Annotated in this window: 16 protein-coding genes; 6 read left to right on the top strand and 10 right to left on the bottom strand. The window is 45.6% G+C overall.

The window, feature by feature from the left end; translation table 11 throughout:
• Positions 1–13 precede the first annotated feature (13 nt).
• From OCU74_RS08905 to OCU74_RS08925, 5 genes are all read right to left on the bottom strand, one after another.
• The gene (locus OCU74_RS08905; protein WP_087480085.1) at positions 14–2902 is read right to left on the bottom strand and encodes a pyridoxal phosphate-dependent class III aminotransferase; all 2889 of its coding nucleotides are present in this window, start codon (positions 2900–2902) and stop codon (positions 14–16) included.
• Between the two features lie 583 nt (positions 2903–3485).
• Positions 3486–4649 carry a Na+/H+ antiporter NhaA gene (gene nhaA / locus OCU74_RS08910; protein WP_087479390.1) on the bottom strand — a complete coding sequence of 388 codons (1164 nt, stop codon included), beginning with the start codon at positions 4647–4649 and terminating at the stop codon, positions 3486–3488.
• Between the two features lie 146 nt (positions 4650–4795).
• Complete coding sequence (locus OCU74_RS08915; protein ID WP_087479391.1) at positions 4796–7246, bottom strand: ABC transporter permease; 2451 nt, start codon at positions 7244–7246, stop codon at positions 4796–4798.
• Positions 7227–7898, bottom strand: a complete 672-nt coding sequence (locus tag OCU74_RS08920) for an ABC transporter ATP-binding protein (protein WP_087479392.1) — start codon at positions 7896–7898, stop codon at positions 7227–7229. Before OCU74_RS08920 ends, OCU74_RS08915 begins: the two co-directional genes overlap by 20 nt.
• Positions 7899–7978: 80 nt before the next feature.
• A complete protein-coding gene (locus tag OCU74_RS08925) occupies positions 7979–9346 on the bottom strand; it encodes an MATE family efflux transporter (RefSeq protein WP_087479393.1) in 1368 nt (455 codons plus the stop codon).
• Positions 9347–9591: 245 nt separating this feature from the next.
• Here OCU74_RS08925 and OCU74_RS08930 point away from each other — a divergent pair, with 245 nt between their 5' ends.
• A complete protein-coding gene (locus tag OCU74_RS08930) occupies positions 9592–11043 on the top strand; it encodes a DUF2867 domain-containing protein (RefSeq protein WP_087479394.1) in 1452 nt (483 codons plus the stop codon).
• 19 nt (positions 11044–11062) lie between these two features.
• Here the strand turns inward: OCU74_RS08930 and OCU74_RS08935 are convergent, their stop codons facing one another.
• From OCU74_RS08935 to rsuA, 3 genes are all read right to left on the bottom strand, one after another.
• Positions 11063–11728 (bottom strand): DUF2913 family protein, encoded by a 666-nt coding sequence (locus tag OCU74_RS08935; RefSeq protein WP_087479395.1) that lies wholly within the window; start codon positions 11726–11728, stop codon positions 11063–11065.
• A gap of 8 nt (positions 11729–11736) precedes the next feature.
• The gene (locus OCU74_RS08940; RefSeq protein WP_087479396.1) at positions 11737–12942 is read right to left on the bottom strand and encodes a Bcr/CflA family multidrug efflux MFS transporter; all 1206 of its coding nucleotides are present in this window, start codon (positions 12940–12942) and stop codon (positions 11737–11739) included.
• A gap of 116 nt (positions 12943–13058) precedes the next feature.
• Positions 13059–13760: a 16S rRNA pseudouridine(516) synthase RsuA gene (gene rsuA, locus OCU74_RS08945; RefSeq protein ID WP_087479397.1), complete on the bottom strand. Its 702-nt coding sequence runs from the start codon at positions 13758–13760 to the stop codon at positions 13059–13061.
• An 88-nt stretch (positions 13761–13848) separates the two neighbouring features.
• On the opposite strand from rsuA, the gene OCU74_RS08950 reads away from it, so the two are divergent.
• From OCU74_RS08950 to OCU74_RS08965, 4 genes are all read left to right on the top strand, one after another.
• Complete coding sequence (locus tag OCU74_RS08950; protein ID WP_087479398.1) at positions 13849–15594, top strand: DEAD/DEAH box helicase; 1746 nt, start codon at positions 13849–13851, stop codon at positions 15592–15594.
• A 172-nt stretch (positions 15595–15766) separates the two neighbouring features.
• Positions 15767–16045 carry a 50S ribosomal protein L25 gene (gene rplY, locus OCU74_RS08955; protein ID WP_087479399.1) on the top strand — a complete coding sequence of 93 codons (279 nt, stop codon included), beginning with the start codon at positions 15767–15769 and terminating at the stop codon, positions 16043–16045.
• Between the two features lie 502 nt (positions 16046–16547).
• Positions 16548–16703 carry a hypothetical protein gene (locus tag OCU74_RS08960; RefSeq protein WP_159457377.1) on the top strand — a complete coding sequence of 52 codons (156 nt, stop codon included), beginning with the start codon at positions 16548–16550 and terminating at the stop codon, positions 16701–16703.
• Positions 16704–17066: 363 nt separating this feature from the next.
• Entirely contained in the window at positions 17067–17291 is a 225-nt protein-coding gene (locus OCU74_RS08965) for a hypothetical protein (RefSeq protein WP_087479400.1), read from the top strand.
• Between the two features lie 35 nt (positions 17292–17326).
• Here OCU74_RS08965 and OCU74_RS08970 read toward each other — a convergent pair whose 3' ends face one another.
• Positions 17327–17578, bottom strand: a complete 252-nt coding sequence (locus OCU74_RS08970) for a DUF1289 domain-containing protein (protein WP_087479401.1) — start codon at positions 17576–17578, stop codon at positions 17327–17329.
• Between the two features lie 344 nt (positions 17579–17922).
• On the opposite strand from OCU74_RS08970, the gene OCU74_RS08975 reads away from it, so the two are divergent.
• Positions 17923–18360: an META domain-containing protein gene (locus OCU74_RS08975; RefSeq protein WP_087479402.1), complete on the top strand. Its 438-nt coding sequence runs from the start codon at positions 17923–17925 to the stop codon at positions 18358–18360.
• Between the two features lie 45 nt (positions 18361–18405).
• Here OCU74_RS08975 and OCU74_RS08980 read toward each other — a convergent pair whose 3' ends face one another.
• A complete protein-coding gene (locus OCU74_RS08980) occupies positions 18406–19347 on the bottom strand; it encodes a class I SAM-dependent methyltransferase (RefSeq protein ID WP_087479403.1) in 942 nt (313 codons plus the stop codon).
• Between the last annotated feature and the right edge of the window lie 10 nt (positions 19348–19357).

Genomic DNA, 19357 nt, shown 5'->3' on the forward strand with positions numbered 1-19357 from the left:
CCTATTACCTTAATTATCCGACTAGTTCGCTGGTTAGCTGTGTGATTTTCTCCATTAACGATTCAAAATCGCTGATGTCTAAACATGGATTCAAAATTGTCAGTTTCATAGCGGTCTGACCGTTTATCACGGTTTCGCCAAGTACTGCAACACCTCTGGTTAACGCCTCAAGACGTACCTTCTGGTTCAACGCATCCAGATCAGTCACTGCTGGATGTACTGCGCGGAACAAAACTGTAGACAATGATGGCTGAGATAACAACTCATATCCCGGATCATTATCAATCAACTGTGCGACCTGTTGTGTTTGCTGGATTAAGTGATCATACATCTCACCCAATGCAACAGGCCCGACACTTTGCATCGTCATATAGACTTTCAAAGCGTCAAAACGTCTGGTGGTTGAAAGCGATTTATCGACCAGATTCGGCAATGTGTCGTGCTCCCGGTTCAGATAATCTGCATGATGCAGCAGATATTTGAAGTCTGCTTTATCCTTCACCAGGAATGCACCACAACTAATTGTTTGATAGAACAATTTATGAAAATCAACCGTAATTGAACGAGCACGTTCGATACCACTTAAACGCTCAGCATGACTACTCAGGATAAGAGCTCCACCATAAGCACTGTCGACATGCATCCATAGACCATGCTGTTCAGCAACATCAGCAATGGTATGCAGATCATCAATTGCGCCATGATCGGTCGTCCCTGCTGTCCCCACGACAGCAAACGGAATCAGACCTTCAGCCTTTGCCTGCTCGATTACGCCAGCCAGTCTGGACGCATCCATAGTCCCGTTTGGTAAGGTATCAACGGTCAGAACCGCTTTCTCTCCCAACCCCATCCAATATGCTGACTTTTGTACGGTAAAGTGGGCATTTTCAGAACACACAATCCGTAATTTATCAGCATAATCAGGCAAGCCCAGCTTCTGAATCGAGTGGCCGCTCAGTTTATCTGCAATCCAGTCCCGGGCCAGTTGTAAGCCCATCTGGTTGCTTTGAGTACCGCCGCTGGTGAAAACACCATCAGCTAAATCCCCTAGCCGGTACTTGGTACACATCCAGTCAATAACACGCTGCTCAACATAAGTAGCTGCCGACGACTGATCCCAGGAATCCATTGATTGATTCAATGCACCAATCATGGCCTCTGCTGCAACGGAGGACAGCAGCGGCGGCGTATGCAAATGTGCAATACAGTTCGGGTGTTGCACAATAATTGAGTTTTTGGCAACCAATTCTGCTGTATCAGAAATAACATCGGTCAACAGTGCATTTTTATGATCTAAATCTACGGCATAAATCGCTTGTTCCAGTTGCAAAGGATCCATACCGGAATATGGCGCCTGAACAGCGTCAAAGATTGACTTCATTGCAGCCGTTGTATGATTCATGACCTTTGAAAATTGCTGACTTCCCTGATAACCGGTATGGATAAAATGCTTTTTCCATGCAGCCTGATTCTCTGCTTCCGGAACTTTTTCACCACCACCGGCAGCCAGAATCGCTTCTTCCAGAACACGGAGTGCAAAATCAATCTGTTCATAAGAAATAATGATCGGTGGCAGGAAGCGGATGACAGAGCCTTCACGCCCACCCTTTTCAACCATCAGGCCTCTTTCCAATGCTGCACGTTGAATTCTGAGAGTCAACGCACCATCTGCCTGCGGCTCACCAAATTTATTCAGTTCACCCTGTGGATTCTTGATTTCAACACCAAGCATCAGGCCTTTACCACGGACTTCAGCGATACAATTTACCCGGCTTTGGATCTTCTCCAGACCCATACGCAAGTACTGTCCTGCAATATTTGCATGCTCAACCAAATTATCACGCTGAATAATTTCAAGCGCTTTAGCACCTGAAACCATTGCCAATTGGTTACCACGAAACGTACCGGTATGTTCGCCAGCACGCCATGTATCGATTTCTTTTTTGAATACCAGTAACGACATTGGCAGACCACCACCAATCGCTTTGGACAGACAAAGAATATCCGGGATGATTCCCGCTTCTTCAAAAGCAAAGTTGTAGCCGGTTTTCCCAACACCACATTGCACTTCATCAAAAATCAGTAAGATGCCGTGCTCATCACAAATACGGCGTAGCTCACGCAGCCAGAAAGCAGGAGCAGGAACAACACCACCTTCACCCTGAACCGGCTCGACAATAATCGCGGCTGGCTTCATGATACCGGCTTCATCGTCTCCCAGCAGACGTTCAATATACCGAATGCTGGCACGGGCACCTTCTTCACCACCAAGGCCAAACGGGCAACGAATGTTATATGGGAATGGCATGAAATGAACATCAGACATTAACCCGGTACGACGGGCTTTGGTACTCAAATTACCCATCATTCCCATGGTGCCGTTGGTCATTCCATGATATGCGCCACGAAACGCAAACATGGTATTGCGACCAGTAGTCTGTTTAGCAAGCTTGATGGCGGCTTCTACAGCATCAGCACCGGAAGGTCCACAAAACTGAATCGCACAATTTTCTCCCAACTCTTCAGGAAGAAATGCCCGCACCTGCTTAATAAAGTGATCCTTTGCTGGTGTTGTCATATCCAGCGTTTGATAAGGAAGTCCCGAATCTAACTGTTCTTTGAGCGCCTGATTAATTTCCGGATGATTATATCCGAGCACTAAAGTACCGGCTCCGGCAAGACAGTCGAGAAAAACCTGACCACGTGTATCCTCAACCAAAGCGCCATATGCCTGCTTAATTGCAATCGGCAAACGGCGGGGATACGAGCGCACTTCAGATTCGTACTTTTCTTGATCTAAAAGTACCTGATCCGGCGTTAAATCATAAACACCATTCACATTTGGTGTTTGTGATGAAAAAACTGTTGAAAGATTTTGATTGACTTCAAAGGCAGTACTCATCTGCGCCCCCTCAGAAAAAATGCCCATCATTAGAAAATAAAAGTATCAATAATAAAGATGGGTAATAGCAACCGGCCTCCAACATCACCTGACAATCAGATAAATAACTGACAGACGTGTACAGAGACACCATAAAATAAACGGAAAATCAGCGATTGCTGGGAATCAAGGTTCAGTAATGCTTCTGTCTTGCTGAACAGGACACTGAGGAAGAACAAAGCTGATTAATGAAGATAAAATATGTGATTTCAACGTTGGGTTGCCCATTTTGATGCCGCTCCCACGACTAGAGTATCCCGTCTATCAGCAAAAGGACTTGCCGATACCTACCCTACGTAATGACACAATCAGCCCGAATGTTCACTACGCGTATCCCTCAGAAAATGCAACTCACTCCGAGATTGTCGCGAAATCTAACATACAAAGGACACGACTTGCAATTATTTTCTGTGAGCAACCCCAAGAAAAAACACACGAAAGTCTGGCTCCCGTGTGTTTTCAATAACATCTGGTGACATCTATTCTTGCCGCAAAATAGTCATGGTAAAAATATTAGGAGGCTATTTTGAAACATCTGAGGTTATCACCGTTCAGAAACCGCCACGTTTTCTGCTGGTGAAGACACTCTCAATAAAATATATCCAAGGACGGCGGCCAGAGTTGACCCCATCAGAATTCCCACTCTTGCATACGTATCCAGTTCTTCGGCAATTTCACCAAACGCCAGTGAAGAAATAAATATCGACATGGTAAAGCCGATTCCGCACAACACAGATACCGCAAAGATTTGCTTTAGTTTTACACCTTCAGGAAGTTTTGCAAAACCGAATTTCAGCGCAAGCCAGCTAAAACTAAACACGCCTAAAGGCTTTCCAATCAACAATCCCAGAGATACACCTAACGGAACCGTATGAGTCAGAATCTCAGTTGAAACCGCAGACATTGAAATACCAGCATTAGCGAAAGCAAAAACCGGCAAAATGGCAAAAGCGACATATGGATGTAACCAATGCTCCAATTGCTTTAATGGCGACGACCCACCATTTTTCCCCTTCAGAGGAATCGCAAAACCAAGAATGACACCGGCTAGTGTTGCATGTACTCCCGATTTCAGCACGGCGACCCAGAGAATCGCTCCAACCACCAGATAAGGTGTCAGACTCGTCACGCGCTTATAACTTAACAGAACAAGAAGCCCAACCATCGTCAGTCCGACAGATAAAGCGAGTGTTGACAGATCACTACTATAAAACAGGGCAATAATAACAATCACACCCAGGTCATCAATAATCGCCAGAGCCAGTAAAAAGACCTTCAGACTGAGCGGAACCCGGTTCCCGAGCAATGCCATAATCCCTAAAGCAAATGCAATATCAGTGGCTGCCGGAATCGCCCATCCCTGAACTGCCAGAGAGTCATTCTGATTTAGCAACGCATAAATTAGTGCCGGAGCTAGCATACCACCAACAGCAGCAATTGCTGGGAATACAGCTGTTTCCCGTTGCTTCAGAGCCCCTTCGAAAAGCTCCCGTTTCACTTCCAGACCAATCAACAGGAAAAATACCGCCATTAAGCCATCATTGATCCAATGCCGTAGTGACAGACCAAGTAACGGTATATGTAAAACCTCTTCATATAATGCCTGCTGGGAAGAGTTTGCGATCCACATGGCTAAAAACGATGCTAATACAAGCATAAGCCCACCGCTTGATTCCATCTTGAAGAATTTCCGGATCATGTCTGTCATTCTGGTACTCCTGTTGAGTCACTCTACATTTTGAAACATACATATAACCATTTTAACAACTCACTGGAATATATAAAAATCGATTCTAATGATATTTTACTTCGGAAAAAACGAAGAGAAGAAAGAAAAGAAGAGTTTGTCAGAGATTACAGAGAATCTCTGAAAGATTTGATCGGAGCTCCTAGAGTGAGTCTGATCACTGGAATCGCTCCCGCTATCACCAGAGCAGCGATAGACCATAATGCTGTTGTCAGATAACCGGAGTACATCATATATAGTTGCACCGACCAGCCGAAAGTCTGTCGGATCACCATATCCATCACGAATACTGACAACGTAATCCCCAGAGGAATCGCAATAAACAGAGAAATGATACCGAAAGTCGACAGTTGTAAACTACCAATCATGATCAACTCTTTTCCCGATACACCAAGGTAACGCATAAGAGTCAGGTGTTTTCTCCTCGCCAGCTCTCCGGACAAAGTAGCGAAAAAAATACCAATGACTGCAATCAGCAAAGTGATCTTACTGAGTTTATCTGCTATCGAAAAAGTCCGGTCAAACGTTTTCATGACTGCCTGATGGATAGCACGATTATCAAAAACACGATCACTATCCAGATAGAAGGTATCCAATAGTCGTTGTTTCAGACGATTTTCAGCTTCAGAATCCGACGATTTTGTCGTCACATTCAGAATAATATCCCCATGAGAACCAAATATCTGATTCCAGGCAAACTCTGAAATCAGAACCTGATAGAAAGGATTTCCATAATCATAATAAACCCCGGCAACGTACCACCCCTTTCCCAGAGGTGGTGGTAATGAGATCAGCTCCCCGGGACGGATCCCCAGCTTCAGAGACATGGACTCACTAATCAGCAAACTTTTACTATGGTGTAAATATTCCCAAAAATCAGGAACAGCAACTTTCATGGTCGTCGCGCCGAGTTCAATATCCGTCGATCCTGTACTGACAACCTGAATCAAACCCTGATCTGACGGAATATCCCGCTCCCAACGCTTCCATACAAAACCGACTTCATTCTGCTGATGCAGCCAGTGAATAATATCAGCCTGGGAAGATGGCGAGGCGTAAACATACATATCTGCAGCAAGTCGCTCATTCAGCCAATGCTCCGTCGTTCCCCGGAAGCTACCGACTAAAGTTTCCACACCAATATTCGCAGTAAGTGCGATTAAGAATGCCATGGTCGCGATACCGCGATATCCCATGCTCGCAGCAGCATCAGCAAAGAACCAGCGACGTTTCACATCTTTGAGGCGATAAGAAAGTAAATCACAGACTTTCCAAAACAGAAACGGCGTAATTAATCCGACACTAATCAGGATCATCGCCGGAACTACAAACCCAACCCAAAGCTGTTTGACAAACAGGTAGATCAAAATTGCAGTACCAAATAATAAGATCGCCGCAATCGCCTGACACGCAAATTCTATCCCGGCAAACCGGACCAGAGAAACCTTTGCAGTTAAACGAATCGATGGAGATTTTAACAAACGGATAAGTGGCCAGATACAGGCAGCTAAGGCACCAATCGTTGCCATAACCAGACTATATATGCCCCAATGCCAGTTCCAGTCGATAAAAAAGCTTTCCTGATCGTGCATAACGGTTGCGTAAACAGAAGGAATCAGACGGTCAGCCAGCAACAATCCCAAGAGGTTACCGGAAATCCAGGAAAACAAGATCAGCAGACTCAGTTCTACCATCAATGCCTTCGCCAGCTCGACACCGGACACACCGGCCTGACGCATCATACCAACCAAAGGCTGACGTTGAATAAAAGAAAGAGAGATTGCCTGATAAAAAATAAAAAGCCCGACCAGAAATGCCAGTACACCAATTACATCCAGATTCAGTAGGAAGGCTTTGGTTAAAGAACCGACATCAGAGCGATACTGACGACTAATTGTCAAAGCGGGTGGCAACAGCTGTTTTAGCTTCTGTAAAGTTGCATTAGGCATATCCCGACAAGCGATAGCCGATAATAAGTCCGTTCCGGTCAGAGAGCGAATCAGAGACAGGCTAGTCATCACCCGACTCCCGTAAACCCAATCGTATTGATCAATAATTACCGGTCCCAGACGCTCTCCGGACGAGATAGTCATCCAATCACCGTTTTTTAATTGCTCATGTTTTGCCAGCTCCCGGCTGATAATCACAGAATGCGGCGCAATTAATAACGGCAGAACCTGCTGTTTCCAGACGGATGGTTCCGATGTACTGTTGCCCATACTGGCCGGATCCATACCGACAACAGTGATACTCTGTCCACTCTGAGTTGCGGTCTTGAAGCGACTAAAAGGCACACATTGCTGGAAACCTGACTGTTGCAATTGTAGGTAAAATTGATATGGGATGAGGTTTTCTATAGAGCGGGAACGAATATGGTAAGGAAGCGGATTGGCAAATAACTTTTCTCCATGAGCATAACTTTTCCGGGCATGTTCCGTAATCGCTGTCACACCAATCAGAATAGAAACACCCAGTGTCAATCCTAACCATACCAGCAAAATCTGTAATGGCGAACGACGGTAATGACCCAGCAGTACTTTAACTACGGGGCATAGCATGGAGCTGTCCTCCCTGCAAACGGACACATCGTTCCATATAGCTGGCCACTTTTTCACTATGTGTAACCAGCAACAAGGTATACTCCAGTCTGCGGGACAAAGATGTTAACAAGCGGATAACCGCCTCTGCATTTTTTTCATCAAGACTTCCCGTCGGCTCATCGGCCAGCAGTAGCTTCGGTTCCATATACAGAGCTCTGGCAATCGCTGCCCGCTGTTGCTGTCCCCCGGAGACTTCTTCCGGATATCGTCCAAGTAAGGGCATTAAATCGAGGGCAGACAAGATCTGACGCCACAATCCCTGATCTTCGGGAAGCCGGCGTAACTGACGGCAGAAACGAATATTATCCGCAATATTCAGCGTCGGAAGTAAATTAAACTGTTGGAAAATGTGGCCGACATAATGCCGCCGGTAAGCAGCACGATGGTGTTCAGAAGAGCTGTGCATAGGGAAATTAGGGAACCATATTTCCCCTGAATCGACAGAATCAATCCCGGCAATCAGATTCAGAAGCGTACTTTTACCAGAGCCGCTTTCTCCCATCAATGCAACTTGTTCACCAGATGTCAGTTTGAGCGCTGCGCCTTGCAAAACAGGGTGAAACTCTTCCCCATCCAAGTAGCCTTTACACAGGTCTGTCAGTTCTAACATCTCATGAGTCCACAATCACAAATCTCGGGGTGTGAATCTACACTAAAAACCATAATGGAGAAAGTGTTTTGCGGTCTTTATCACAAATCGGCTTCAATCAGATTTCTCATCCATTTCTTACTTCGTATGCGCAGAGTCGACCCAAACCATTTGACAAAATCTTCAAGTAAAAAAGCCAGATAAACCCACTCTGGAGAGACATGAAATATCATAGCCATCATCGCTGTGACCGGAATACCAATTACCCACTGCGCACATAAATCCTGATACAGGCAGAATTTCACATCACCACCGGGGCGCAGAACACCCGCAATGGCAGCCATCGGAAAAGAACGTAGTACAATTCCCAGACTAAGAATTGTAATAAACTTTTCTGCAAGCTCACGGGTTTCCGGGGTCAAAGCAGCAAATGAATTCAAAACAGGAATCTGCAAAAAGTACAGCAAAACCGCGATAACCGTACCGGAAAGTACACAGAATGCCGTCAGACCGATGGCCTGATAATAAGTTTTATCAAAATCTTTAGCGCCCAGTTGGTTACCGACTAAAACTGATGATGCATTGGCTACACCAATCAAAAAACTCAGTGAAATCGATTCTACCGGCGTCATCACAGAAAGTGCAGCCAGTCCCTGAACCCCACTCTGCCCCATAATCGAATGATAAACAAACAATCCTCCGGACCACATCAGAAAATTAAATGTTGTCGGAAGCGATAATTTCAAAAAGCGCTTAACTTTAGACCAATGTACTGTTGCGATCAGATCGTTCAACCGGAATGCCAGTAAATGTTTTTTCCGGTAAAGGTAGCCATACAATGTAACGATTTCGATCACACCACTGAGTACCGTGGCTATCGCAGCCCCGGAGATCCCCATCTCCGGAAATCCGAAATGACCAAATATCAGTACCCAGTTCAGAAAAACATTAGAACAAATACCGATGGCACTGAAAAAAGTACTAATCGCTGGTTTATGCATGGCACGCAGTCCGACAGCCATACTACTAACCATGGCAATCGCATACATACTCACCGATGTAATCTGTAGATACTGGCCGCCTAACCGGGTCACTTCAGCCGAATCTGTCGCCAGTGACATAATCGATTCAGGAAACAGAATAAAGAGTAAAGCAGTGACAGTTGCAAAAGATGTTGAGACCAGCCAGGTGAGTGCAGTACTTTCCCTGACACCCTGCCGGTTTCCCGCCCCCCAGTATTGTGCAGTCAGAAGCGCGCCTCCGGTCGTTACCCCTACCAGCATGACTGTTGAGACAAATGTTGCCCGGGCTGCAACGCCCACTGCGGCAATTTCAGATTCCCCTAACTGGCCCAGCATAATGACATCAACTAATCCCCGGCTGGAAAATAAAATATTCTGCAATGCAATGGGAATCGCAATCGCAAGCAGCCGACGTAAAAAATCGCCCCTTATAGAGGAAAAAATCATGATAACCTTAGACAAAGAAGCACTCCGAATACTGGATTATTCCGAAGCCTGAAATGATTCGGGGAGAAACATATGCTCACGGAAACTTAGAAACACGGCGAGTATAACATGTGCCCGGTGACACCTCCATATGTATTATGTATGCTGTTCTCTATCACCAGATCATCTCAAGGCACCGAATTCAGTACGTTTTGAGAACATTTGGAACACCCGCATTTTCATGACCTAAGAATTACGGACTATTTATGAAAAAAGTACTCGTCCTTGGTGCATCCGGCTATATTGGTTCACAACTTGTTCCACAGTTACTGGAATATGGTTACACCGTCACAGCTGCTACACGCCATATTGAGTCATTAAAAGCACGCCTGGAACCTCACCCCAACCTTCAGATTGTTTATCTGGATTTAGCCGATCCGCAAGCGACACAAGATATCGTTCCACATTTCGAACTGGTTTATTTTCTGGTTCACGGTATGGCTTATGGCGGCGATTTCTTCGACTACGAATTACAACTGGCAGAAAACTTCAGGCAGGCGGCAGAAAACAGTCCTATCAAACATATTATCTACCTCAGTGCCATTCAACCCGAGTCCGGAAATTCCGAGCACCTCAAAGCCCGGAAAATGACTGGTGAATGTCTGCGCCAGCTTACTATTCCAATTACCGAACTCCGGGCCGGAGTTGTTATCGGACCGGGTTCTGCGGCTTTTGAAATCATGCGGGATTTCGTCTACAACCTTCCGGTTCTGATCACACCTCACTGGGTCGATTCCAAAGCCAATCCTATTGCACTGGAGAACCTGAATTACTATCTGCTGCGCTTTGCCGAATCCGCTCCGGCAGGTCACCAGTTATTTGAAATCGGTGGTCCGGACATTATCAGCTACCGGGAGCAGTTCCGGACAATTTGCCAGATTGCTCACCAACCTTTTCGCCTTTGGTCAACCCGGCTTCTGACACCCCGCATCGCTTCCTACTGGTTAGGTATGATCACATCGGTTCCCAGCAGCATAGGCAAAGCTTTGCTGGCCGGACTGACTCACGATTATGTTGCCGATAATCATAAAATTACTCAGTTGTATCCACAAAAATTACTGAGCTACTACGATGCCGTTCAGCAGACAATTGCCCGGGAAGGACGGTTCGTTCGCAGTCAGGTCTGGGGATTTGACCCTCATGCCCTCAACCGCTGGCAACCCGGTTACGGATATTATCCCAAGCAGGCAGGAGCAACACTTCGGACAACTGCCAGTACAGAACAGCTATGGACTGTGATTGAAAAAATCGGACGCCGGCCCGATGGTTACTTCTTTGCAAACAGTCTATGGCGAACACGGGAATGGCTTGATTTCTTTTTCGGTGGTGGAAAACCAGTCAGAAGAGAACCTCAGGGACAGCATCTTAAAATCGGGGATTATATCGATTCCTGGAAAGTAATCCGGTGTGAAAAACCTAAATTCCTCTCACTATTTTTTGGAATGAAAGGTCCGGGACTCGGACGGCTGGAATGCACAATTACTGAGCATAAGACTCACCGGACTCTGGACATCCGCGCCTGGTGGCACCCACAGGGATTCTATGGGTTACTTTACTGGTTCGTCATGATGCCTGCGCATCTATTTATTTTTAGAGGGATGGTCAAACGGATCTGTCGGCAGGCAGAACAACAAAAAACACCACCTGCCGATTCCTGAATCCTCTGGAGGATCGTGGTTAACCGGGCTGAAATCCAAGCGGAATTTCAGCCAGTTGCTCTCCCCGGTTTCCCGGATAAATTAGATATTCCCCATGATACTTTACGTTCGATTTGTAATTTGTCTGTTTGTGTACCATAAATCCGGCACGCCATGCTTTATCAATAAACTGCGCATGGTTGCCCCGGACAAACAGACTCATTGGCCGGACAAGTACTGCACCGTCAAAACAGGACTCACACTGCTCAGCACAAAGCGCCAGAGAATTCGGACTCTCAGTAAATAACTGCACTTTGCCACATCCAACCAGAGGTTCTGCCGTTGAGATATCCCAGCCTTCTGCGGTCATCTCATCCAGAAACTGTTCGATCTGCTGATCAGTAATTTCCTGAACGGATTGATTATCCACAGAGAAAAAACTGTGGTAATAGGCGGAGATCTGCCGGAATATTCGCTCCAGGCCTGCATTATTTCCCTGAGAACGCCCCGCTTTCTGCCAGCTGGTCAGATCATTTCCGACACAACGATGAAACCGTTGCTGTTTTAAAGCGTTGGTTACCCAGCGAATCAGAAAATGGTTATTCGCTACAGGCGCATCAGCCAGTTTACCATGCTGGTGTGCCTGTGATAGTTCTGCCAGCGCCGTATCGACCAGACGCTGTATTTCGTCATGATATGTCACCATATTCTTTACTACTCTCTTGTCGAAACCCAGTAACTCAGCCCGGATAATATTGCACATAGTCCCATACTCAGAACCATCGGCCAGACAGCATCCCCCGGCATTGCAGCAACGATAGCGCCAATCAGCGAGCCAATCCCAAAACGAAATGTTCCGGCCAGAGATGAAACTGTACCGGCCATTTGTGCATGACCACTCATTAACAACCCCATAGAATTACTGCCGATCGTTGAAATCATCCCGATAAACAACACCACAAAAGGAACGATTCCCCACAATCCCCACTCGTACAGCCAACCGATAAATAATCCTGCACCCGCGAGAAACTGTACCCATAGACCAAAGCGGAGCATAAATACCGAACCAACTTTTTTGACGACACGGCTATTGATACTGGTCATTAGCATAATCGCCAGTATATTGAGACCAAACAGATAACCGAACATATCCGGACTGACTCCGTAGATATCAACATAAATAAAAGAACCGGCAGTCAGGAAAGAAAACATTCCGGCAAAAGAAAAACCGCCACATAACATCAGACCGAGAGACTGAACTGACAGGCATAGCCGCCAATAATTTTTCAGTGTCGTTTTCAGGTGTAATGGCTGGCGATTCTCATGTTGTAACGTCTCAGGAATTTTCCATAAAACCATAAGAATGACTACCAGTGCAAAACCAGTCAGAACCCAGAAAATCGAACGCCAGCCGAAAAATACGGCAAGATGGCCACCTAGCATTGGTGCAACCAACGGAGCCAGTGTAATCACCAGCGTAATAAAGGACATCGCTCTGGCAAAATTTTCACGGTCGAACATGTCACGAACAACCGCCTGAATGACAACAGCCGCCGCCGCACCGGCAAATCCCTGAGCCGCCCGGACGGAGGCCAGAGCGTCAATATTATCGGCACTGGCACAAACCACCGAACCAATCCCAAATAAGACGATACCGAGTAACATCACCGGCCGACGACCATAACTATCCGACACTGGGCCATGAATGAGCTGACCAATGGTAAAACCAGCCGTATATGCAGTTAACGTCATTTGTACAGAGCCGGCACTAACCCCCAGATCTTTAGCAATTACAGGCATTGCCGGAAGATACATATCGATGGCCAGCGGCGTAATCGCCCCAATCGCTCCTAAAACGATAAATAGCAACAAATCCATCCGGGGAGAATTGTCATGCTTCAATCCTTGTTCTGTACTCATAAATCTCCTGTTCTTCGCTATCTTCATGACTTAGATGAAGACTATAATGATTACGGCAAAAATCAGCTCAGACCTCACCGGCAGTTTTTCCGTGCTACTGCCAACTTTTCGTACCACTAACTTTGCCAGACTGACTGGATCTCCTCATCGGTCAGATAACGGTACTCTCCCGGCTCTAATGACTCATCCAGCTGAATCCGTCCGATTTGCTCCCGGTGTAAGGCAACAACTTTATTACCGATTGCTGCGAACATCCTTTTTACCTGATGATACTTTCCTTCATATATTTTCAGGCGGACTTCTTTTTCACCAAGTATTTCAAGCTGAGCCGGTAAGGTCAGCTCTCGTTCATTACGTAACTGAATCCCCTGTTCAAATTGTGTGATAGCATCGTCCTGCAGCGGGTCAGCCAGCCAGACACGGTATACCTTGGCACACTGATGCTTGGGCGAAGTAATGCGATGAGACCACTGACCATCATCGGTGATCAAAACTAATCCGGTTGTATCGACGTCCAGCCGACCGGCAAAATGCAGATGCTTCAGGTGCGGTTCACCACCCAGCAGCATGAAGGCAGTCTCATTAAAACCGTCTTCGTGTGAACATACAAATCCCTCAGGTTTGTATAGCATGATATATTTCGGCCCGTGCAGAACTACCGGGCGCTCCTGCCAGATCACTTCATCTTCTGAAGCGATTTTCAGCGCACCACTCTTCTGAACCTGTTCATTAACTGAGACTTCACCACTTTTAATAATTTTTGTTGCTTCTCTACGTGTGACGCCCAAAGCATCACATAAAAATTTATCCAGACGCATGCGTACCTCATGATGTTGAAGTGCGCTATTATAGCCTTCCGTCATCCATTAGTTGAGCAGTTTCACATTTTTCTTAAGTATTGAATTTATGTATACGCTTCGTCCCTATCAGGCAGATGCCGTTAAAGCGGTCATCCACTATTTTCGTCAGCACACCTCACCTGCCGTGATTGTTTTACCTACCGGTGCAGGTAAAAGTCTCGTGATTGCAGAACTCGCCCGACTGGCGAAAGGACGGGTCTTGGTATTGGCTCATGTCAAAGAACTGGTTGAACAAAACCATGAGAAATATGAAGGGTATGGCCTGACCGGTGCTGTTTTTTCTGCCGGACTGGGCAGAAAAGAAACTGACCAGCAGGTAGTTTTCGCGTCAGTTCAGTCAGTTTCCCGCCATCTGGCGGCTTTCAGCCATCAGTTCTCTCTACTCGTCATCGACGAATGTCACCGGGTTCCGGACAATCAGGACAGCAGCTACCAGAAAGTAATTACTCATCTGCAAACCCATAATCCCGGAATCAAAATTCTCGGCTTAACAGCGACCCCTTACCGGCTGGGCATGGGGTGGATCTATCAATATCACACCCGGGGACAGGTTCGCAGTGAACAGCCCCGTTTCTTCCGGGACTGTATTTTTGAACTGCCAATTCACTATTTGCTGGATGAAGATTTTCTGACCCCGGCCAGAATCATCGATGCGCCGGTACTCAGCTATGATTTTTCCCAGCTCAAACCGATGGCTACCGGCGCTTATAAAGCGACTGAACTGGATATGGTCATTTCTCAGGCCAAACGCGCAACACCACAGATTATTGCTCAGGTCATTCAACAGGCTCAGAACAGACATGGTGTAATGATCTTTGCTGCAACCGTTCATCATGCAAGAGAGATCTATTCTCTGCTTCCTGAAACAGAAACCGCCATTATTACCGGTGAAACCCCAACTCAGGAACGGGACTTACTCATCCGGCAATTTAAGCAGCGACAACTCAAATACATGGTTAATGTATCAGTGCTGACAACCGGCTTCGATGCACCTCATGTCGATCTGATCGCAATTCTCCGGCCAACAGAATCCGTCAGCCTGTATCAGCAGATTATCGGACGGGGACTGCGTCTTTCTCCCGGTAAAAGTGATTGCCTGATTCTCGACTATGCCGGTAATCAGTATGATATGGAACAACCTGAAATCGGAGAACCCAAACCGGATAGTCAGAGTGAAATCGTTACCGTGCCTTGTCCGGCCTGCGGCTTTAATAACAATTTCTGGGGAAAACTGGATCCACAGGGGTTTCTTATCGAACATTACGGCAGACGCTGCCAGGGCTACTTTACCGATGAAGAAACTCAGGAACGCCATCATTGCGGTTATCGTTTCCGGGCCAAATACTGTCACGAATGTGGTGCTGACAATGACATTGCTGCCCGTCTCTGTCACGAATGCCAGAGCGTGCTGGTCGACCCGGATAAAAAACTCAGAGAAGCTCTGAACCTGAAAGATGCACTGGTGTTTGAATGTCTGAATATGGACATCCATCTCCATAAAGATAATCAGGGTAAGAATCAGCTTAAAATCACCTATCACGGAGAAAATCAGGCTCAGGTCCATGAGTTCTGGTCATTAACGACCAAGAAACAGAAACAGCAATTCCAGCAACGATTCGTCAGACCTCATCTGGCTGATAAACACCGGCCATTCAATGAATCATCACCGGGTCGGGTCGTTGCCCATCAACACCGATTCCGATTACCGCAGTTTATCATTGCCCGTAAAGTCGGCCGTTTCTGGAAACTGAGAGATAAAATTTTTGCTGATGAACTGACGCCAAAAGCTTAAGGCACATCACGAAAGGTCAACACGACCTGTAATAAAAGATACTTATTGCTCACAGGGTCAGAGAATGGTAGTATCCGCGCTCGTTTCATCGTCTGTATGAAACGGACTTTGTCTGGCAAGGTCGCATTGCCAGACTTTACCAAACCATTTACTAAGTTTGAGAGTAAATATTATGAAATTTGAAGCAGTCGTACGTACTGAACTAGGTAAAGGTGCGAGCCGCCGCCTACGTCACGCTGGCCAGTTTCCAGCTATTGTTTACGGTGGTGATGCAGCTCCTGTATCTATCGCACTAAACCATGATGATATCATGAACCAAATGGACAAGCCTGAATTCTACGAAGCAATCACACTTGTGATTGACGGCGCAGAAGTTAAGGTGAAGCCACAAGACGTTCAACGTCACGTGTACAAGCCAAAAGTTACACACATGGACTTCATCCGTCTCTAATTTCTCAGGAAATTAGCCGGATAAATCCAGCACCTTTTGCATAACAGATAATCGGCCTTACCAACCGTAATATCTACAGTTTAGAAACCCCGATGGCTACCAAACATCGGGGTTTCGCTATTTTTACAGGCTATATCCTGGGTAGTGCAATCACCATTTTCCCCTACATTGTGATACTAAACATGCAACTCTGCGTGAAATGGTGAAATTTCATACAATAAATCGTAACCTATTTCGCACTATCGCTATTTTTCTGTCAGAAGTTCTCGGAAGAAACTACGGCTTCTTTTATACTCGCCAGTGTCAATCAAAAGTGACATAACGATCAATAGGCGAACAAAAACAAAAAAAGTTTATTAATTATAACAACAGCAATGAATCTAAAAGATAGATAACAAATCAAGATTCATTCTGCTTCAGGTCTCTAGCAACGGTAAGTTTGGCTAACGAATGAGCAACGCTCTCGTTAGCCTTTTTATTTTTACCTTGAGGGGATTTGAAGATGAATACTGAAACACAAGCCCAAAAACAAGTCGTGGAAGGTCTCAGAACAATTAGCGATAATTTCCAGAAAGCAGCAGATCATCTACGCAATGTAGAGAAAAACTGCCGGGAAGCCGCAGAAAAACTTCAGCAAACCGTACGACAAATGGCATAGTTTTTAACAGACGAAAAATCAGTACACTATGTGACTGCTGAATGAAGAGATAGCCATCTGGCTATCTCTTTTTTTTGCTTCACCTTCCCTTGCTGCTTCAGGAAAATATTCCCGACATCCACAACATAGCCATTGATACAAAATCAGAGGCATAAGAATAACTATCTCAAATATATCAACTAAATCTCTGCATTTTCTTTCAATCATCCATATTGCTCATAGTTTGATGTCTAATATTTCTTTCGTCTTAAAGAGTTCTTTGCCCCAGATCAAATATGATAAAAGTCTCGATAGCCACATATTGACGAACCCAAACGAGGTGTCTATTTTTTGTACAATCATCATTCACAGGAGGGAATAATCGTGAAACGCTCAAGCTCAACGTATCGGCTTCAAATGATTAAAGAGGTAGCTCTCAGAAAGCAGCAAATTCAGTCTGATGATCCAATGGCAAACTACATTCACCATCTATTAAATGAACAACCTCTGCATGACAAGTCAACAGATTACCATCATAGTTTCACCGGCAATCATTTTGACGAACGAATTGGCGGCTGGATCAGTGATCGATGGAGTCTCAACAAATGACCCATTCTTCCCATCAGTTTTATTAGCAATACAAATCAGAAAAGGTCTCGCTGCGGGCTCTCAGGCGCTATATCTTCCGTCTCTCCAGAGGCGTGTTTCTTCGCCATTTTCCGGCGATAGCGCATTTTGCATAATTTTATGACGTGCAATTTCTCTGCCGGGGCCATTTTCAACCAACGTAAACGCTCATCCCGGTTTCTCATACATCCCCGGCAATATCCTTTCTCATCGGCTTCACACACCCGGATACAAGGGCTGGGAATATCAAAGAATTCGAGCTGTTCCATGTATTATCCCCAAATTAATTGACGTCGCTGCAATGATGACAAACAAGTGAGCCCCATAAAACAGACCATACGATGAGAGCAATGGACACAGACAACCCGGCTGAAACTTCAGATAAGAAGGCTATATCCGTCCAGTTATTTCTATCAGATGATTGAAATATCAAAATCCTTCTTTACAATCCTTTCGGTAGTTGGTTTACTTCAGACCAAATTTCATTTGCATATGTTCAGATCTATCCTGATCAAAGGTTACCGGATATATTCTTCCAGCATCCACATTGCCTGTAAATCTATATGCAAAAAGAATAACAACGTCACAAATTTAACAATTTAAGGTTGGTTATATGAAGCTTAGTTCAAAAGCTATCGTCACGACAATGACTCTCGCGGCTTTACTGGCAGGATGTGCCAGTAAAGATAAACCGATTCAGTTGACTGAATTACAAACGCCACGCTGGAGTCTGACCGAACTGGATGGCAAAGCTTTAGAACTTCCCAAAGGGAAAAAAATACCATCACTGAGTATCGATGAAAAAATGACAGCAACCGGATTAGCAGGCTGTAACGACTATGTTGGTGAAGTTGAACTAGATGTGGATTCACATGAGTTTCGGGTGACACACCTGAACTCAACAATGAAATTATGCCTGAAAAACGAAATGGCACTGAATAGTACCATCATTTCAGCTCTCTCAGAGTGGAACCGGATCGATATTGACAAAAATATTCTCACCCTGAAAGGAAAAAAACATACTCTCGTTTTTCAGGCTCAAAGCAAATAACAACACTTCTTCCCGGCGCCTGACACGCCGGGAATCCGTTGAATATCATGCTAAACGATGGAAAACGAGCGCTTTCAGGCTAGCTTCAGGATCAACATCGGCAAATTCAGGTGGGTTATCCAAACGCTGGTTCAATGTAAAAACCGGAGCTTCATCCTGCATTGCCTGAATCAGAAAATCACTCGGAACTGCCGGAGAGTTTACACAAGCGAGAACCTGACCATCTTTACTTAACCACTCATCCAAACGCCTCAAAATCTTCCGGTAATCTTTTGTTAAAGCAAAGCTCCCTTTCTGAAAGGTTGGCGGATCAATAATCACCAAATCATATGGGCCGTACTTCTTAATTTTTCCCCAAGATTTGAGCAGATCATGTGCCAGAAAATGAACAGAGCTGATATCGTGTTGATTCAGAAGATGGTTCTCCCGCCCTTTTGCCAGGGAAGATTTAGCCATATCCAGATTGACAACCTGAGTAGCACCGCCAGCCACCGCTGCAACAGAAAATCCACAGGTGTACGCAAAAAGATTCAGGACCTTCTTTCCTGCAGACTGCTCTCTGACCCAACGCCGGCCATAGCGCATATCAAGAAATAAACCGCAATTCTGGTTCCGGCCAATATCCAGCTGATAGTTCAAACCATCTTCTGTAGCAACCGGCCGGGGAGTCAATGTTCCCCATAGTACTTCAGCAGGAGTTCCCTGAGCATAACGATGCTGAAGAACGATACTTTTCCCGCCACACCGTTCCCAACACGAGCTTTGCGCAAACTGATGTAATCCTTGCCGCAACTGATGCATAAAATCATCATCGGCTGCTTTAAAAAGACTCACAACCAGTTGCTGTGACAGCCAGTCTGCCGTCAGTTGCTCCAGACCGGGCCAGCATCGTCCCCGCCCATGAAATAATCGTCTCATCTCTTTCAGTTCAGGATGAAGCTGTTGCTCAAGATGCTGGAAAAACTCTGTCAGTTGATTGATATACATAGAATAAAGT

The organism is Vibrio mangrovi (assembly GCF_024346955.1).
GTDB classification, from domain to species: Bacteria; Pseudomonadota; Gammaproteobacteria; order Enterobacterales; family Vibrionaceae; genus Vibrio; species Vibrio mangrovi.

Excerpts from the sequence above, each read along its gene's own strand:
- OCU74_RS08905 (WP_087480085.1), bottom strand. The coding sequence starts at position 2,902 with ATGAGTACTGCCTTTGAAGTCAATCAAAATCTTTCAACAGTTTTTTCA.
- nhaA (WP_087479390.1), bottom strand. The coding sequence starts at position 4,649 with ATGACAGACATGATCCGGAAATTCTTCAAGATGGAATCAAGCGGTGGG.
- OCU74_RS08915 (WP_087479391.1), bottom strand. The coding sequence starts at position 7,246 with ATGCTATGCCCCGTAGTTAAAGTACTGCTGGGTCATTACCGTCGTTCG.
- OCU74_RS08920 (WP_087479392.1), bottom strand. The coding sequence starts at position 7,898 with ATGTTAGAACTGACAGACCTGTGTAAAGGCTACTTGGATGGGGAAGAG.
- OCU74_RS08925 (WP_087479393.1), bottom strand. The coding sequence starts at position 9,346 with ATGATTTTTTCCTCTATAAGGGGCGATTTTTTACGTCGGCTGCTTGCG.
- OCU74_RS08930 (WP_087479394.1), top strand. The coding sequence starts at position 9,592 with ATGAAAAAAGTACTCGTCCTTGGTGCATCCGGCTATATTGGTTCACAA.
- OCU74_RS08935 (WP_087479395.1), bottom strand. The coding sequence starts at position 11,728 with ATGGTGACATATCATGACGAAATACAGCGTCTGGTCGATACGGCGCTG.
- OCU74_RS08940 (WP_087479396.1), bottom strand. The coding sequence starts at position 12,942 with ATGAGTACAGAACAAGGATTGAAGCATGACAATTCTCCCCGGATGGAT.
- rsuA (WP_087479397.1), bottom strand. The coding sequence starts at position 13,760 with ATGCGTCTGGATAAATTTTTATGTGATGCTTTGGGCGTCACACGTAGA.
- OCU74_RS08950 (WP_087479398.1), top strand. The coding sequence starts at position 13,849 with ATGTATACGCTTCGTCCCTATCAGGCAGATGCCGTTAAAGCGGTCATC.
- rplY (WP_087479399.1), top strand. The coding sequence starts at position 15,767 with ATGAAATTTGAAGCAGTCGTACGTACTGAACTAGGTAAAGGTGCGAGC.
- OCU74_RS08960 (WP_159457377.1), top strand. The coding sequence starts at position 16,548 with ATGAATACTGAAACACAAGCCCAAAAACAAGTCGTGGAAGGTCTCAGA.
- OCU74_RS08970 (WP_087479401.1), bottom strand. The coding sequence starts at position 17,578 with ATGGAACAGCTCGAATTCTTTGATATTCCCAGCCCTTGTATCCGGGTG.
- OCU74_RS08975 (WP_087479402.1), top strand. The coding sequence starts at position 17,923 with ATGAAGCTTAGTTCAAAAGCTATCGTCACGACAATGACTCTCGCGGCT.
- OCU74_RS08980 (WP_087479403.1), bottom strand. The coding sequence starts at position 19,347 with ATGTATATCAATCAACTGACAGAGTTTTTCCAGCATCTTGAGCAACAG.